The sequence below is a fragment of the Streptococcus canis genome, from assembly GCF_900636575.1.
In the GTDB taxonomy this organism is placed as follows: Bacteria; Bacillota; Bacilli; order Lactobacillales; family Streptococcaceae; genus Streptococcus; species Streptococcus canis.
On sequence record NZ_LR134293.1, the window covers coordinates 792,589 to 808,936 of the forward strand.

General features: G+C 39.1%; 17 protein-coding genes and 1 pseudogene. 16 read left to right on the forward strand and 2 right to left on the reverse strand.

The window, feature by feature from the left end:
• Window positions 1–140 precede the first annotated feature (140 nt).
• The 16 genes and pseudogenes from EL097_RS04120 to EL097_RS04200 all read left to right on the forward strand — a co-directional run bounded on the left by EL097_RS04120 (window position 141) and on the right by EL097_RS04200 (window position 14,735).
• On the forward strand, window positions 141–587 hold the full coding sequence (locus EL097_RS04120) for a LytTR family DNA-binding domain-containing protein (protein WP_003045497.1): 447 nt from the start codon (window positions 141–143) through the stop codon (window positions 585–587).
• A 3-nt stretch (window positions 588–590) separates the two neighbouring features.
• Window positions 591–1,268: a hypothetical protein gene (locus EL097_RS04125; protein ID WP_003045495.1), complete on the forward strand. Its 678-nt coding sequence runs from the start codon at window positions 591–593 to the stop codon at window positions 1,266–1,268.
• A gap of 22 nt (window positions 1,269–1,290) precedes the next feature.
• The gene (locus tag EL097_RS04130; protein ID WP_039994712.1) at window positions 1,291–1,749 is read left to right on the forward strand and encodes an MFS transporter; all 459 of its coding nucleotides are present in this window, start codon (window positions 1,291–1,293) and stop codon (window positions 1,747–1,749) included.
• 135 nt (window positions 1,750–1,884) lie between these two features.
• Window positions 1,885–3,333 (forward strand): glutamate--tRNA ligase, encoded by a 1,449-nt coding sequence (gltX, locus tag EL097_RS04135; protein ID WP_003045490.1) that lies wholly within the window; start codon window positions 1,885–1,887, stop codon window positions 3,331–3,333.
• Between the two features lie 620 nt (window positions 3,334–3,953).
• On the forward strand, window positions 3,954–5,297 hold the full coding sequence (locus tag EL097_RS04140) for a GHKL domain-containing protein (protein ID WP_003045488.1): 1,344 nt from the start codon (window positions 3,954–3,956) through the stop codon (window positions 5,295–5,297).
• Window positions 5,298–6,581, forward strand: coding sequence for a sensor histidine kinase (locus EL097_RS04145; RefSeq protein WP_003045486.1), 1,284 nt, complete (start codon window positions 5,298–5,300; stop codon window positions 6,579–6,581). It abuts the gene before it with no gap.
• 3 nt (window positions 6,582–6,584) lie between these two features.
• Window positions 6,585–7,325 (forward strand): response regulator transcription factor, encoded by a 741-nt coding sequence (locus EL097_RS04150; protein WP_003045484.1) that lies wholly within the window; start codon window positions 6,585–6,587, stop codon window positions 7,323–7,325.
• A 452-nt stretch (window positions 7,326–7,777) separates the two neighbouring features.
• Window positions 7,778–8,242, forward strand: a pseudogene (gene tnpA / locus EL097_RS04155) (IS200/IS605 family transposase).
• A gap of 382 nt (window positions 8,243–8,624) precedes the next feature.
• Complete coding sequence (gene rnpA, locus EL097_RS04165; protein WP_003045482.1) at window positions 8,625–8,984, forward strand: ribonuclease P protein component; 360 nt, start codon at window positions 8,625–8,627, stop codon at window positions 8,982–8,984.
• Window positions 8,950–9,777: a YidC/Oxa1 family membrane protein insertase gene (locus EL097_RS04170; RefSeq protein ID WP_086014936.1), complete on the forward strand. Its 828-nt coding sequence runs from the start codon at window positions 8,950–8,952 to the stop codon at window positions 9,775–9,777. The genes rnpA and EL097_RS04170 overlap by 35 nt, the downstream gene beginning before the upstream one ends.
• 11 nt (window positions 9,778–9,788) lie before the next feature.
• A complete protein-coding gene (jag, locus tag EL097_RS04175; RefSeq protein WP_003045479.1) occupies window positions 9,789–10,697 on the forward strand; it encodes an RNA-binding cell elongation regulator Jag/EloR in 909 nt (302 codons plus the stop codon).
• Between the two features lie 575 nt (window positions 10,698–11,272).
• Window positions 11,273–11,494 (forward strand): LytTR family DNA-binding domain-containing protein, encoded by a 222-nt coding sequence (locus tag EL097_RS10860; RefSeq protein ID WP_223824837.1) that lies wholly within the window; start codon window positions 11,273–11,275, stop codon window positions 11,492–11,494.
• A gap of 19 nt (window positions 11,495–11,513) precedes the next feature.
• Window positions 11,514–11,900, forward strand: a complete 387-nt coding sequence (locus EL097_RS04185; protein ID WP_003045475.1) for a DUF3021 domain-containing protein — start codon at window positions 11,514–11,516, stop codon at window positions 11,898–11,900.
• A 144-nt stretch (window positions 11,901–12,044) separates the two neighbouring features.
• Complete coding sequence (gene rpmH / locus EL097_RS04190) at window positions 12,045–12,179, forward strand: 50S ribosomal protein L34 (protein ID WP_002885866.1); 135 nt, start codon at window positions 12,045–12,047, stop codon at window positions 12,177–12,179.
• Between the two features lie 325 nt (window positions 12,180–12,504).
• A complete protein-coding gene (locus EL097_RS04195) occupies window positions 12,505–13,212 on the forward strand; it encodes an N-acetylmannosamine-6-phosphate 2-epimerase (RefSeq protein WP_003045376.1) in 708 nt (235 codons plus the stop codon).
• A gap of 5 nt (window positions 13,213–13,217) precedes the next feature.
• Window positions 13,218–14,735 carry a PTS transporter subunit EIIC gene (locus EL097_RS04200; protein WP_003045374.1) on the forward strand — a complete coding sequence of 506 codons (1,518 nt, stop codon included), beginning with the start codon at window positions 13,218–13,220 and terminating at the stop codon, window positions 14,733–14,735.
• 97 nt (window positions 14,736–14,832) lie between these two features.
• Here EL097_RS04200 and EL097_RS04205 read toward each other — a convergent pair whose 3' ends face one another.
• Both EL097_RS04205 and EL097_RS04210 read right to left on the reverse strand, forming a co-directional pair.
• Entirely contained in the window at window positions 14,833–15,663 is an 831-nt protein-coding gene (locus tag EL097_RS04205) for a MurR/RpiR family transcriptional regulator (protein ID WP_003045372.1), read from the reverse strand.
• A 94-nt stretch (window positions 15,664–15,757) separates the two neighbouring features.
• On the reverse strand, window positions 15,758–16,321 hold the full coding sequence (locus EL097_RS04210) for an isochorismatase family protein (RefSeq protein ID WP_003045368.1): 564 nt from the start codon (window positions 16,319–16,321) through the stop codon (window positions 15,758–15,760).
• Window positions 16,322–16,348 lie beyond the last annotated feature (27 nt).

Here is a 16,348-nt window from a genome sequence, read left to right on the forward strand (position 1 = left end):
GCCTTCAAAAAATGACCACTTACACAAACCCTCTTGTTTTCACCCCAAAGCTTGCTATAATAGAATAACAAAGTGATAAGAGATAACTGCGAGATGTTTATAAGCCTTAGCAGTGATGATTTTTAGAAGGGAGGTACCCAGTGAAAATTGTGATTGAGTTAGATGCGTCTTGTGATGCTATTGAAGTGACCATTAAAGCTGCTCATATCACTGAACAGGTGCTTCAACTTCAACAGGCCCTTCTTCAAATGGATCGAAGACCGCTGGTTTTTTATAAGGGCAATAGTGAGTATTTCTTAGACCTATCAACAATTCTCTTTTTTGAGACAGACGGGTCCAAAGTTTTTGGGCACTCTAAAGACAATGCTTACGAGGTCAAATTAAAACTGTATGAACTGGAAGCTTATCTTCCTCCATCCTTTTGTCGTGTGGCTAAAGCAACCATTGTCAATACCAGTTGCATTTATTCCCTCGAAAAGTCCTTTTCAGGAACTAGTCGTATTTGTTTCTATGATACTCACAAACAAGTTCATGTGTCGCGGCATTATTACCAATTATTAAAAGAAAAACTTAGAGAAACGAGGTAAGGCATGAAACGTACATTTTTAGGAATAGGATTGATTTTATTGGCTGCCCTCTTGGTTTTCAAAGAACAATTAGGGCTTTATCAGCTACCGATTTGGACCATTCTATGGATCACCTTTTTAACTATTGGAGCAATCATTCAATTCAGTAAGAGACATTTTATTTTAGGTACTCTTTTAGCGATCTGGAGCCTTGCCCAGTTGAATGATATTTTCCATTGGATCAATATATCCAGTGGTCTATTAATGGTGGTGACCGTCTTAGTGGCCATGGGCTTGCTCTTAATTTTTAAAGGGTCCAGCCTTTCTGGTTACTATAATCGGACTATCTCCCGTTATTCAAATCAGCAAGAAGGGAAAAGCCAAGGATTTAGTAAGGTGTTTGGCAGTTTCAACCGCTATATTAACGACAACCATTTTTCAGAAGATTCAATAGACGTTGTATTTGGCAGTTCGACGGTCTATTTCAATGAAGCTGAGATAGAAGGGGAGAGGGCCTGTTATCAGGTTGATGCCATCTTCTCATCAGTGACTGTTTATGTTCCTAGCCATTGGCGCGTTGATGTCAAAGGCGACCATGTTTTTAGTTCGGTCAACCAAGCCCCTAATTACCCAGCAGCTGAAAAGGTCTTGGTACTTGATGCCGATTTGATTTTCTCAAGTCTTGACATTCATTACCTTTAGACCATTCATAGAGCAGAATAAATTGTTTTGGTTCTGCTCTTTTTTTAGTATTGCAGGTACCATTATGGGTGGCTTTTTAGCCATGCCCCTGTTTAAAAAAAGTAAGCTGCTTGTTCTGGTCAAAGGGATTAGTTTGATGGTTCCTTTTATTTTTATCAGTCTTCTCTGTCACTCTATTTATGGGCTTTACATCAGCCTTGTCTTAACAACCATTATTTCTGGTATGATTAATCCCAAATTAAATGCCTTAATCAAGAATACTTTACCAGAAGAAAAGATTGCCATGATTGGCTCTGGAGTAGGAACTTATGTCCAGCTTGGTGCTGTTTTATCCCGCCTTCTGGTTTCAGTTCTTGTTGTCCTGCTTTCTTTGGATTGGATTAGCCTGCTATTGATAGCTTTTAGTTTCTTACTGATTATCTACGTTTATAAAACTCATGACTTCTCTCTTTCGACAATTTCTATCAAAAAAGAGGACTAATGGACTAAAAAGTGTCTCTTTTCTTGGCAAGAGAAACCATGATATGGTCTGAAAAAGACAAATCTCCTCCCCTTTTTAGTTAATTAGTGCTATAATAAGAACGATTGAATTTTGAAAATGTTACAGGAGACTCACATGTCAACAAAACCAATTCGTGTGCGTTACGCACCAAGTCCAACTGGATTATTACACATCGGAAATGCGCGGACAGCGCTCTTTAACTACCTTTATGCACGTCATCATGGCGGTACGTTTATCATTCGTATTGAAGATACCGACCGTAAACGTCATGTGGAAGATGGTGAGCGTTCACAATTAGAAAATTTGAAATGGCTTGGCATGGATTGGGACGAAAGTCCAGAAACCCATGACCAGTACCGTCAGTCAGAACGCCTAGAGCTCTATCAACAATACATTGACCGATTATTGACAGAAGGTAAGGCCTATAAGTCTTACGTGACTGAGGAAGAATTGGCAGCAGAGCGTGAGCGCCAAGAAGCAGCAGGTGAAACTCCTCGCTATATCAATGAATTCCTTGGCATGACAGAAGACCAAAAAGCAGCTTACATTGCTGAACGCGAAGCGGCAGGAATTGTTCCAACCGTTCGGTTAGCTGTTAACGAAGCTGGCATTTACAAATGGACGGATATGGTTAAAGGCGATATTGAATTTGAAGGTGGCAATATCGGTGGAGACTGGGTCATTCAGAAAAAAGATGGCTACCCAACTTACAACTTTGCGGTTGTTGTCGATGACCATGACATGCAAATTTCCCATGTTATCCGTGGGGACGACCATATCGCCAACACACCAAAGCAATTAATGGTTTATGAAGCCCTTGGGTGGGAAGCGCCAGCCTTTGGTCACATGACCCTCATCATCAATTCTGAAACAGGGAAAAAATTGTCCAAACGCGATACAAATACCCTCCAATTTATCGAGGATTACCGTAAGAAGGGTTATATGCCTGAAGCGGTCTTTAACTTTATTGCCCTTCTTGGTTGGAATCCTGGTGGAGAAGAAGAAATGTTCTCTCGTGAACAATTAATTGCTCTTTTTGATGAAAATCGCCTCAGCAAGTCTCCAGCTGCTTTCGATCAGAAGAAGATGGATTGGATGAGCAATGAGTACTTGAAAAATGCGGACTTTGAAACTGTTTATGCCCTCTGCAAACCTTTCCTTGAAGCAGCAGGACGCTTGACTGACAAGGCAGAAAAATTAGTTGAGCTTTACAAACCTCAATTAAAATCGGCTGATGAGATTGTTCCATTGACCGACCTTTTCTTCTCAGACTTCCCAGAATTAACAGAAGCTGAAAAAGAAGTGATGGCTGGTGAAACCGTTCCGACAGTCTTGCAAGCCTTCAAGAAAAAACTAGAAGCCATGTCAGACGAAGACTTCAAGCCAGAAAATATTTTCCCACAAATCAAGGCTGTGCAAAAAGAAACAGGTATCAAGGGCAAGAACCTCTTCATGCCAATCCGTATTGCAGTGTCCGGTGAAATGCACGGTCCTGAGTTACCAAATACCATTTACTTATTAGGTCGTGACAAATCCATTGAGCACATTAACAAGATGCTGTAAGGAGTTATTGAACTTGCTTTTCCATACCAAAGAGCCAAGAGATAATGGTACAGTCATAAGGCTGAGAAATTTAATTCTCAGTCTTAGAACGTAGACAAACTTTATTTTTAGAAGGTGTCAATGAAAATGATTTAATGATCATGATGTCAACCAACTCTTGAAACGCTTATGTTGTCGTGTTTCAGGAGTTTTTCTTTTTTAGAAGAGTGAAAAAAGATTGAAGAAAAATTGTCCTAAATGGACTTTTTCTTCAATCTGAGGCTGAGAAATTTAATTCTCAGTCTTTTTATCTTTTTTCAACCATTTTGTTTAGAGTGTGTAGAGAAATATCCCAAGCAGTTCTGTTAGCAGTAGTTCGTAGGGATAGGGGGACAGGGCTGACTTGTAAAGCTTTTGGGGCAATCTCAATGTCATAGCCCTGTTTAAGAACTTTTTCAGAAGATTAGTATAATCTTGGTTTTAGAGATGGTTTTTATTGCCCAATTGTTGTACAATAATCCTTTAATATTTTGTCAAGGTCAATTCTTCTAGCCTGTTTTTAGTCAACGAACTGTAACCAAATAGTATTATAGTCATTGTCAGAAAATATGCTAAAATAATAAAGTTGGAAAGGAAGAAAAATGGCTCATAGCGACTATGTATTTTTATTTCTGTCAATCATAGCCTATTATATGACAGAACTTTATATTTTTTCCTTCTTGTCAGATATTAACCTACCGATTTGGAAACAGTTATTGGTCTTGGCTTTAGCCCTATTTTTTAATCAGTTTCCGTATTTATCGCCGTTATTAATTGATCCTTTTTTGTTTCTCTTTATTTTAAAACAAGAAAATCATCACATTTCATCTCTAAAGTCACTCTTTTTGGCCTTTGCGCCCAGTGTCTTTATTGACCTTTTGTCACGCTTTATTGTGATTATTATCATTCCCTATATTTTTTTGACCAATGGTTTTTACGTGAATCATATTGTTGTTGATTTGTTGACTTACCTGATGATTTTCCCCAGCTTTGCTGTGATTAATTACCTAGTTGGTAAAGATTACAAAGTGATATTCCAAGCAGATTATTCGATGAGGTCTCGTAATTTCTATAAAATTTTACTGATTTTTATTGTGGCCTACTATGTGGATATTTTCATGATTTTAGGCTTTACGGATCCTTTTCTTCATTTTGACCATTCGCTTCTTGTCCCAACGTCTTATAAACTTTTGTTTTTGGTTTTCATGTTACTGTTGATTTACCTCTTATCTTACTTTAACCATAGGTCTAAAGAATACCTTAAAAATGAACTGAAAAAAGAGCAGCAGACCTATGTGGCCAATTTGGAAACCTATGGCAAACACCTTGAAAAACTCTATCGAGATGTACGGGTCTTCCAAAATGATTATTTAGATCGACTGGAGCAGCTAGGTCAAGCTATCAAGAGCGGCTCTATTAGTCATATTCAAACCATTTATGCCAAAACAGTCCATGAAGCCAATGATTATTGGGATGATAAGCACTATAATATTTCCAAATTAGGGAAAATTGGCATTTCTTCCATAAAAAGTCTATTGTCAGCTAAAATTATCAATGCTGAAAAATCTGGCATTGCTTTAAATGTAGAAGTTCCAGATATTATTGAAAGTACCTATATTTCTGAACTAGATTTGCTGCTGTTGATGTCTATTTTTTGTGACAATGCTATCGAGGCAGCTTTGGAAGCAAAGGAACCTCGCATGTCCATCGCCTATTTTTTACTAGATGATCAACAGGTTTTTGTAGTGACCAACAGCACCAAGGGAAAGGTTGATATTAGCAAAGTTTTTGAGGAAGGTTATTCTTCTAAAGGTTCAGGTCGTGGTATTGGCCTTGCAAATGCTCAGCGTATTCTTCAAAAATACCCTCAATTGGGTTTACGAACCAAAAGTTATCGCAAACAGTTTAGTCAAACCTTGACAATTCCCAAAGTGGAGGTTAACTAGATGAATTTGACACACAGTATGTTTTTCTTCTATGTCACCATTTTTATTGATAGCTGGGTCATTTTTTCAAAGTCTTCAGGCATTAAGCTCAGTTGGAAGCGTTTGTGTCTGACAGGGCTAATGTTTATCATTGCAAATATGATGTTTGACAATCTGATTTTGATTGACCAATTCTTTTTTATCATTGTGAGTTTACTGTTTGCTCCTCAAAAGAAATTATCCGAACATATTTTTAATGGTTTTTTTGCCATTATGATTGTTGAGTTGCTCTTTCGTGTGATTGGCTCCTTCTTTTTGCCCGTTGTTATAGGCTTTACCATCAGTCAAATCAACAATGACCTCAGGCTGTTAGAACTGTGTTACCTTTGTGTTTTGCCGATGTTTTATCTTTTTAGCTACATTTTCAGCATTGACCTTAGCCTGCTCCGCTTTATCAGCGAAGATAAGATGAAAAAATGGGTTTTCTGGATGAACACTGCCATGTTTTCTTATTATTTCTTTGTGCATTTTTTGGTCAATGTGCAGAGCGACTTTTTAAGCCTTTACTTTCGCTGCCGCTCCATGTTGATTTTTATCTACTTAGCTATTTTAATCTGGGTGGTTGTCAAATTGGACCGATTTGCCAAAGATCAATTATCACAAAAACTAGTTCAAGCTCAGAATGAACGTATTGGTTACCTCGAGAATTACAATCATTCCATTGAGCAACTTTATCAGGAAATCAGGACAGTCAAACACGATTCGGAAAATATCCTGATTAGTTTAAAAGATAGTATTGATAGTGGGGACATGACCTCCATTACCCAAGTCTATGAAACAGTTATCCAGCAATCGGCAACCTCCATGATGCGCAACAGTTATGAAGTGTCTTCTTTAGACAATATCCAAGAGGCTGTTATTCGCAGTGTTATGAATTCCAAATTACTAGAGGCACAACATTATGGGATTAAGTTATATATTGATATTCCAGATGTGATTGATGATTTACCTATTAAGTTACTCGATTTAATTGTGCTCTTTACTGGCTTAGTGGATAATGCCATTGAGACAGCAAAAGGTAGCCGAAGGCCCTTCTTATCGATTGCCTACTTTAAACAAGATGGCAAACAATTTTTTATTATTGAAAATAGCACGAAAACGAACCGTATTAATATGGCAAGACTCTTTAATGTTCAGCAAAAGAGTCTGTCTCGCTTCTTTACAATCTTAAATGGTCATCCCCAAATAACGTTTTCGACTAAAAGCGATCATTACCGCTTGAGACAACTGTTAGAAATGAGATAAGGTATGATGAATATTTTTATTCTTGAAGATGATTTTATCCAGCAGACACGCATTGAGTCCGTGGTGGTGGCTATCTTGGAAGCAACTAAAATCCCTTGTAATCAGCTAGAAGTATTTTCAAATCCCCAAAAATTATTTGAGAGCATTCAAGAAAGAGGAGACCATCAACTGTATTTTTTAGATATTGAGATTGGTGATGAGGCTCGTCGTGGGCTTGAGTTAGCAGTAGATATCCGGCAAAAAGATCCCAATGCAGTGATTGTTTTTGTGACCACTCATTCTGAATTTGCACCTATTTCCTTCAAATATAAGGTTTCTGCTCTGGATTTTATTGATAAGGCGGCAGATAAGGAGCAGTTCAAGGAACAAATTGAAGACTGTATTCGCTACACCTATGAGATGATGTCAAGTCGGGAATCTGAAGATATATTTTTGTTTGAAACGCCCCAGACCAGATTAAAGCTACCCTACAAAGATATTTTATACTTTGCCACAGCAACTACGCCCCACAAGGTGTGTTTGTGGACCCAGACGGAGAGACTGGAATTCTATGGTAATTTATCTGAAATACAGGCCGTTGCTCCTAAGCTTTTCTTATGTCATAGGTCCTACTTGGTCAATCTTGATAGGGTTGTCCGCATTGACAAGGCCAAGCAGCTGCTTTATTTTGAAAATGGGGATTCCTGCATGGTTTCACGTTTGAAAATGAAATGTCTTTTTGAAAAATGGGAGTCCCTTCATTAAAAATAAAGAAAAAAGATAACATTTTAGGACGAAAAAGCAACATTTCAGGAAATGATGACCTCATCAGGATATTTTCAGCTATAATAGCTAGTGTAAATAAAGATCTACGAAATCATCAGTTTATCGGGTGGTCAATCCCCAATTCAATCAAAATATTATTTTCTCTCTCTCCATAAACAGGATAGTATTTTTGATATGATGACTCGGTATGCGACATGATCATTTCAGTTGTCTTTGTTTGGATATCACATTAGCTGATTGTAAGATCAGTATCAAGACCCGGCTTGCCGGGTTTTTTGTTTATGTGGCTTTAAGCCCGTCTCGCTCCGATAGGTGCGAGACAAATAAACCACCCGCTATGCGGGTGCGCATCAGATGTTATACAAAAAAATCTCCAAACGCGATACAATAAGGGTGTTCAAGCCAACTGTAAAGCGAAAGGAGACAATAATATGGCACAAAAGGCACATAGTTTATCACACACAAAGTGGATGTGTAAATATCACATTATGTTTACACCTAAGTATAGACGAAAAGTTATTTATAATCAATATAGAAACAGTTTAGGCGAGATATTTCGCCGATGATGCAGTTACAAAGGAGTGGAAATTATAGAAGGACATCTGATGCCAGACCATGTTCATATGTTAGTGAGCATTCCACCACGAATAAGTGTATCAAGTTTCATGGGGTATTTAAAAGGTAAAAGTGCTTTAATGATGTTTGATAAACACGCCAACTTAAAATACAAATTTGGGAATCGACATTTTTGGGCAGAGGGCTATTACGTGAGTACAGTTGGTCTCAATGAAGCCACCATAAAGAAATATATTCAAGAGCAGGAAAAACATGATATAGCACTTGATAAGTTGAGTGTGAAAGAATATGAGGATCCCTTTAGGGATAGTGGCAAGTAGTACAACTGCCTCTTTAAGAGGCTAGTGACGAGTCAAGAGCAGCGAGGCTTGAACAAAGTGAAAGCCAGCGTCTTTAGGCGCTGGCTGGTGATGTGGGCTTATAGCCCCGGTTCAAACCACCCGTCTAACGGGTGGTCATGTTTTCCCTCGTTTTGAAACCTTGGTTGATATTTTGAGAAAGCTACCCTATTTGTTCAAAGAATTGGCTCTTTTTTAGGAGAGAAATGCTTATTTGATGAGAGGATTTTGTCCTGACTAGGTCGCTGAGGGCTTGAAAAAAGAAAATATTATGAGAATAAGGCTTAATCTAAAAGGGTTAGGGCTTTTTAATTTTTTAAGGGATGTGGTATAATGATAATAATTTAGATTATGGAGTTAAGTTTTGAAGAAGACCTATCGTGTCAAGCGTGAGAAAGATTTCCAGGCCATTTTTAAGGCTGGCAAAAGCATGGCAAATCGAAAATTTGTCATTTATCATTTAAAAAAAGACCAAAAACACTTCAGAGTGGGGATTTCTGCTGGTAAAAAATTAGGAAATGCAGTGTCCAGAAATGCTGTTAAACGTAGGATTCGTCATGTTCTTATGGCTCTAGGAGATCAGTTAAAGTCAGAAGATTTTGTGGTGATTGCCCGCAAGGGTGTTGAAACCTTAGATTATCATGAGCTTCAACAAAATTTACATCATGTTTTAAAGTTAGCGCAGTTGCTTGAGGAAGGTTTTGAGAGTGAAGAAAAAAATTAAAATTGTAGGTTTAGTTCCCGTAGTCCTATTATTAGTGGCCTGCGGCCGTGGTGAAGTAACTGCCCAATCAACCAGTGGTTGGGAGCAATTGGTTTACCTTTTTGCCAGAGCGATTCAATGGCTTTCCTTTGATGGGTCAATCGGGGTAGGTATTATTCTCTTTACCCTCATCATTCGTCTCTTACTCATGCCTTTGTTTAACATGCAAATCAAATCTAGCCAGAAGATGCAAGACATCCAACCTGAACTTAGGGAGTTGCAAAAGAAATACGCTAGCAAGGATGCAGAGACACGCATGATATTGGCTGAAGAAAGTCAGGCTCTCTACAAAAAATACGGAGTCAATCCATATGCCAGTCTTTTGCCTCTCTTGATTCAAATGCCAGTTATGATTGCTCTTTTCCAAGCTTTGACGCGCGTGCCTTTCTTGAAAACAGGAACCTTCTTGTGGGTTGAATTGGCACAACATGACCATTTGTATATTTTGCCGATTTTGGCAGCTGTCTTTACTTTCTTGTCCACTTGGTTGACCAATTTAGCTGCCAAGGAAAAGAACATGATGATGGCCATTATGATTTATGTGATGCCACTGATGATCTTTTTCATGGGCTTCAATTTGGCCAGCGGGGTTGTGCTCTATTGGGCGGTATCTAATGCTTTCCAAGTGGTTCAACTATTATTATTAAACAATCCCTTTAAGATTATTGCGGAAAGACAGCGTCTTGCGACTGAAGAAAAAGAGCGTCGCCTTCGTGAACGTCGTGCTCGTAAAAAAGCAATGAAGAGAAAATAGGAGTTTAGGTTATGGCATTATTTACAGGAAAAACGGTCGAGGAAGCTATCGAAAAAGGCCTCCAAGAGTTGGAGTTATCACGTCTTAAAGCGCATATTACGGTCATTTCAAAAGAGAAGAAGGGCTTCCTAGGCTTTGGTAAAAAACCAGCCCAAGTTGCTATCGAAGGTATTAGCGATAAGACAGTCTACAAGGCCGATAAAAAAGCCACTCGTGGTGTTCCAGACGATATTAATCGTCAGAATGCTCCAGTGGTCAATCCTGCTGAAGTGGAACTTGAGGAGATAAAAACTGCTCAAGAGATGGCGGTGGAAAATGATAAAGTAGTCAGTTTAACACCCGAAAATAGTCCAGCTCAGGTTTCTAATACCCCTGTTAAAGAGGTGGAAGATACAGTTCCAATGTCATCTCCTGTTGAGGGGGCGCAGGCTAGCCAAGGTGTTAGTGATGACAGCTTGAGTAAGGATATTGCAAAAGCTGCTCAAGAAGTTTCTGATTATGTGACTAAAATCATTTACGAAATGGATATTGAAGTTTCTATCGAAACCAGTAATAACCGTCGTCAAATCAATCTACAAATTGAAACACCAGAAGCGGGTCGTGTGATTGGTTATCATGGTAAGGTGTTGAAGTCCCTTCAGCTGTTGGCGCAAAACTTCTTGCACGATCGTTATTCCAAGAATTTTTCAGTATCCTTGAATGTGCATGATTATGTTGAACATCGCACAGAAATCTTGATTGACTTTACCCAGAAGGTTGCTAAACGTGTCTTGGAGTCTGGTCAAGATTATACCATGGATCCTATGAGCAATAGTGAGCGTAAAATTGTTCACAAAACGGTTTCAACCATTAGAGGTGTTGATAGTTATTCCGAAGGGAATGACCCTAACCGCTATGTGGTGGTAACATTATCAGAATAACAGCCTAATCTTGTAACAACTTGTTACAAGATTTTTTTGTTAAAAAAGGTGTCACAGAGTTGTAAGCGTTTGTTGGAAGGTAAGGAGAGGGTCAAAAAATAGGGGGAGAAGCTCAGATAGCTGATTAAAAAGGGAGAAAATCTCAACCAGTTGAGGTCAAGAATGGCATAGCCATCGTGATTTTACTTGCTATAATCTTGTTTGCTATTTTTGCTAAGAATGGCTGCAAGAAATAAAATTTCCAGAAAACCAGACATCATTTGAACCGCTTACCTCAAAAATGGAACCTCTTAGCTGACAGTTGCCCTCAGAGCATCCATTTTTTGAGATGGTGTGGGTAAGAAAGAAATGAAGGGGATTAGCGATGAAGTGGCTATTTAAAGAAAACAAAGCGCAGAACGATTTGGTTTTGACTATTGAGAAAGCACAAGTATGATAGAGAAGTGTCAGATTTGCTAGTCTATTTGGAAACGTTCAAGTCATGAAAATAGATGTTATTGCGGTTAAGTCCGATGACGACATTTATTTGCTGAAAATAGAGGAGATTATTGCCCTCCAAGTTGATGGGGACTCTCATGACTAGAGATAACTCCTACCGCATGCGGGAACGCCTGTACAAGATGAAGGACCGTTTACCCACTGATCAATTTATTCAAGTATCCAAACAGGCTTTGATTCATTTGGATTACTTGCAGATGATGGAAGCTTCTTTTTCTGGCAATATGCTAGCTATTTTAACCAACAGGACCAAAATGGTCATTAGCCGTCGTTACGTGAAAAATCTAGAAGAAAAATGAGGATTGTGAGGGAGAAAAAATGAAAAAAGTCATTCACATGTATTTCTATGGTGTCGGTATAGGGGGGATCATTTATAGTCTTTCTTTAATGGTCGCAGGGATCAAAACTCAAACCGCCTCAAAAATGGTATCCTGTTTAGTTTTTAGTGGTTTGATGGGACTAGCTTCACTCTATTATGATATTGAGAACTGGTCATTCTTGCAAAAAAGTGCTTGTCATTTTTTAACCACGGTTCTTATTGTTTTTGCCATGAATACCTATAATCATTGGCTATCGCCGCAAGAATATCTAGGTTTTTTCCTAGAATTTTCGTTCATCTATCTCATTATTTGGCTTTGCATTTACGTCTTGAATTATCGTAGCAGTCAAGCTATCAATCAAAAATTGCGGGAAAGGCAAAGGTAGGTAGAAAAAAGCAGTTGCCAAAACAAATGGGAAATATACCTTGACAAGCAGTGTGATTTCTTATAAAATATTATGGTATGTTTAGTAACTGATATCACAAATAGCCGGCTAAACGAATACAAAATCTATGAGGAGGTATTCACTGTGAAACGTACTTATCAACCAAGTAAAATCCGTCGTCAACGTAAACACGGGTTCCGTCACCGTATGTCAACTAAAAACGGACGTCGCGTGCTTGCTGCACGTCGTCGTAAAGGACGTAAAGTATTATCAGCTTAATTGCAAAGAATACAATTAAAGTAAACCAAGAGTGCTCGAGGCTCTTGGTTTTTTGTTTGTCAGCCTGCCCTTGATATTTACTGTTATCAGAAACCTTTCTCACCACGTTTATTAGAAAAGAATGCAGGACACGTTTTGGTTTATCAGGGCGTTAATGGCGCTTTTTTAACGCTCTGAAAACAAATTCAAAAAAATGGGAATTTTGAGAAAAAAATGAAAGTGGTTTCTAAACGCTTGACAGGCATCGAAAACGCTTTAATTATTGTTATAATAAATTTGTGAATGTCCTCTTGATTACAAAATAAGAATACAAGGAGTAGAAGCTATGTCTGATAAACTAACCAAAGAAAAGCTGATGGAGCAGCTGAAGGGTGGGATTATTGTTTCTTGTCAGGCTTTGCCAGGGGAGCCCCTCTATTCAGAGACTGGGGGTATTATGCCATTGATGGCAAAAGCTGCTCAAGAAGCTGGTGCTGTTGGCATCAGAGCCAATTCGGTTAGGGATATTAAAGAAATTCAAGCCCTAACAGATTTACCGATTATTGGTATTATTAAGAAAGATTACCCACCGCAAGAGCCTTTTATCACGGCAACGATGACTGAAGTGGACCAATTAGCTGCCTTAAACATCGCAGTGATTGCCATGGACTGTACCAAACGTGATCGACATGATGGTTTGGATATTGCTAGTTTTATTCGACAAGTTAAGGAAAAATACCCCAGTCAGCTTTTAATGGCAGATATTAGTACCCTTGAAGAAGGAGTAGCAGCTGCCAAGGCTGGTGTTGATTTTGTTGGAACGACGCTCTCAGGTTATACCCCATATAGTCGTCAAGAAGCAGGTCCTGATGTGGCATTGATAGCAGCTCTTTGCAAAGAAGGCATTGCGGTTATTGCTGAAGGGAAGATTCATTCCCCAGAAGAAGCCAAGAAAATTAATGAGATAGGGGTTGCAGGTATTGTTGTTGGCGGTGCCATCACAAGACCTAAAGAAATTGCAGAGCGTTTTATTGAAGCGCTTAAGGAGGAGTAAACGTAATGGATTTTAAAAAGTTTTCAAAATTGGGGCAGGCATTCATGCTGCCAATTTCGATTTTACCAGTAGCTGGTTTGTTGTTGGGTATCGGTGGAGCCTTATCTAATAGTAACGCTATTGCTCAATTTCCTGTCTTAAATCAAGGGTGGTTGCAGGCAATTTTTACAATTATGAGCACTGCTGGTAATGCCGTTTTTGCCAATATCGCCCTTATTTTTGCTATTGGTGTGGCTGTTGGACTTGCAAATGGTGATAAGGGAACAGCAGGATTGTCTGGCGGGGTTGCCTACCTTGTCTTTACAGCAACAATTAGTGGCTATCTTGCCTTATTCGCTGCTAAAGATGCAACAATTGATACTGGGGTTCTAGGAGCTTTGGTTATCGGATTAGTGGTTGCTAGTTTACATAATCGTTATCGTAAGATAGAATTACCTGCCTTTTTAGGTTTCTTTGGCGGATCACGTTTTATCCCGATTGTGTCAGCTTTCGCAGCGATTGCGATTGGTAGTATTTTTTATGTGATTTGGCCTCCGATTCAACAGCTTTTAGTGGTTTTTGGAGAAAAGATTGCAGATATGGGAAGTTTTGGAACCTTCCTTTATGGCTTCTTTCTCCGTCTAACAGGTGCTGTTGGTTTACACCATACGATTTATCCGATGTTCTGGTACACTTCTTTGGGAGGCACAGAAGTTGTAGCTGGTAAAACAATTGAAGGGGCACAAAATATTTTCTTTGCTCAATTAGCTGATACTCGTCACAGTGGTCTATTTACCTATGGAACACGTTTCTTTGCAGGTCGCTTTGCAACAATGATGTTTGGCTTGCCAGCAGCCTGCTTGGCCATGTACCACTCGATTCCAAAAACCAATCGCAAAAAATTTGGGAGTTTTTATTCAAGTAGTGCCTTGACGTCTTTGTTAACAGGGATTACAGAGCCAATTGAGTTTTCCTTTTTATTTGTGGCACCGTGGTTATATGTTATTCATGCCTTTCTTGATGGCTGTTCTTTCCTTGTGGCAGATTTGTTATCTATTCGTATTGGAAATTCTTTTTCAGGAGGATTGATTGACTTTTTGATCTTTGGAGTTTTTCAAGGGAATAGTCATACCAATTGGCTTTTGGTTCTTCCTGTTGGTGTGGTCTGGTTCATGGTTTATTACCTTGTCTTTAAATACTGTGTTACTCACTTTAAGGTAGCTATCCCAGGAATGCTTACTCAAACTGACTCAGCTGAAAAACCAGTAGCAGGAACAGGACATTCTTCAGCTACCACTTTGCATGAGCAATCTCTAACCATTATTGAAGCGTTGGGAGGGAAATTTAATATTGAAGATGTCACTGCCTGTGCAACTCGGTTGAGAGTGTCACTTGTTGACAGTCAGCAGGTTAATAAAGACCTTTTAACAGCCCTTGGTGCGACTGCTGTCTTAGACGTTAAAAATGGTATTCAGGCTATTTATGGCGGAAAAGCTATCTTATACAGTCAAGAAATTAATCAACTGCTTGAAAAAGAAGATTAGTCTCAATAACAAGTACCTTTTTCACATGGAAGGCTAGAGCTAAACCGTCTATAAAAATAAAGAGAGACTGTGACAAACAGTCTCTCTTTGTCTTCTCCTAAAGATGTTTTTTGTCTTCAGCAATAATGGTGTCTTTAAAGATTTTCTCCTTATGCGGTTTATCGATGGCTAAGACATAAGCATAGATGATGTCCATCATGATAAGGAGGGGAAATTGGGGGGATACACGATTACCGTAGTTCAACTGATGGGTAGACGATACGTGAATCACATCGAAAATCTCACCAAAGTCAGTTTCGGTATCTGTCGTCAATAAGATGGTTTTAGCTCCACGTTGGCTGGCTTGATGGAGGGCTTTAATCACAGAGCTTGTCTTACCAGATAATGAAAAACCAAAGACAAGACAGTTGTCGTTAACGAGACTATTGGCCCAGATGAAGCCATCTGTATCGGAATAGGCATCGCAGATGAAACCAAGTCTCATGAACCGTAGTTTCATTTCTTGAGCGACGAGTGCAGAGGAACCCTTTCCAAAGAAGTACACACGATCAGACCTGTCAATCAAGTTGGCCAAAGGTAGTAATTTTTCTTCATCAACCAGGTCGTATGTCTTGTTGATCAGAGCATCATAATCCATCAAGACCCTTTTGGTTAATTCTAAATTGATGGATTGGAAATTATCTTCGGCTTCTTGGAGACCATGAATGTAATCAAAGGCAAAGGCGCGATAACCAGTAAAACCGCATTTTTTAGCAAAACGCGTCAGGGCTGCCTGAGAAACGTGTAACCGTTTAGTCATTTGGGAGGCTGTTAATTCTTCGGGGGTTAAGTCAGTTGTGATAAAAAATTGCGCAATGCTTTTTTCCAAGCTGGTCATGTGGTCCAAGGCAGCTTCGATTTTAGTAATGAGTCGGTGATTTCTAGACATGGTATGGGTACACTCCTTAAAGGGCTAACTACTTATTAGTATAACATAGATCAGAAAAGGGTGGTTGACCATTTCTTTAGTTAGTCGTAAAAGCTTAGCAGTTTAGAGTATCCAAGAAGTCTTGGGTGGTCATGGGCTGCCCCATCAACGGAAAAAGGTGTTTGATTGGAAAATCGTGCAATTCAGCAGTGGCAGCAGCCATCATATCTGTAAGAAAATATTGGTCATAGTTATATTGATATGCATCACGGGCTGTTGTATCAACCCCTGCATGGGTAGAAATACCTCCTAGCACAATAGTATCAATGCCACGACGACGGAGTTGTAAATCTAAATCAGTTCCAAAGAAAGCACTGAAACCGCGTTTATTAATCACATAGTCTGTTTTAGTAACACCTAGTTCATCGGCGAAATCGCTAAAAGTAGCAGAAGGTTTCTTACCAGGAAGGTCCATGATGGCATTGGGAGCTAGCTTGTCCTTGCCATCGTGGAATTGAACTCGGACAAAGGCGATAAAGGCGTCATTTTGGCGGAAAAGGTCAACCATCGTTTGAGCATTTGAAAGAACGGTTCTTTTTGAGTGAGGAGCTGTAGGCATTTCTAAGATGCCTTTTTGCAAATCAATTAAAACGAGGGCTGTTTTCTTGAAGTTAATCATGAGCTATCTCCGTTTCTAGTGCAATGA

Coding starts and splice junctions, on each gene's coding strand:
- EL097_RS04200 (WP_003045374.1), top strand. CDS start 13,218: ATGGATTTTAAAAAGTTTTCAAAATTGGGGCAGGCATTCATGCTGCCA.
- EL097_RS04210 (WP_003045368.1), bottom strand. CDS start 16,321: ATGATTAACTTCAAGAAAACAGCCCTCGTTTTAATTGATTTGCAAAAA.
- EL097_RS04145 (WP_003045486.1), top strand. CDS start 5,298: ATGAATTTGACACACAGTATGTTTTTCTTCTATGTCACCATTTTTATT.
- EL097_RS04140 (WP_003045488.1), top strand. CDS start 3,954: ATGGCTCATAGCGACTATGTATTTTTATTTCTGTCAATCATAGCCTAT.
- EL097_RS04195 (WP_003045376.1), top strand. CDS start 12,505: ATGTCTGATAAACTAACCAAAGAAAAGCTGATGGAGCAGCTGAAGGGT.
- EL097_RS04125 (WP_003045495.1), top strand. CDS start 591: ATGAAACGTACATTTTTAGGAATAGGATTGATTTTATTGGCTGCCCTC.
- EL097_RS04185 (WP_003045475.1), top strand. CDS start 11,514: ATGAAAAAAGTCATTCACATGTATTTCTATGGTGTCGGTATAGGGGGG.
- EL097_RS04205 (WP_003045372.1), bottom strand. CDS start 15,663: ATGTCTAGAAATCACCGACTCATTACTAAAATCGAAGCTGCCTTGGAC.
- EL097_RS04150 (WP_003045484.1), top strand. CDS start 6,585: ATGATGAATATTTTTATTCTTGAAGATGATTTTATCCAGCAGACACGC.
- EL097_RS10860 (WP_223824837.1), top strand. CDS start 11,273: ATGACTAGAGATAACTCCTACCGCATGCGGGAACGCCTGTACAAGATG.
- gltX (WP_003045490.1), top strand. CDS start 1,885: ATGTCAACAAAACCAATTCGTGTGCGTTACGCACCAAGTCCAACTGGA.
- jag (WP_003045479.1), top strand. CDS start 9,789: ATGGCATTATTTACAGGAAAAACGGTCGAGGAAGCTATCGAAAAAGGC.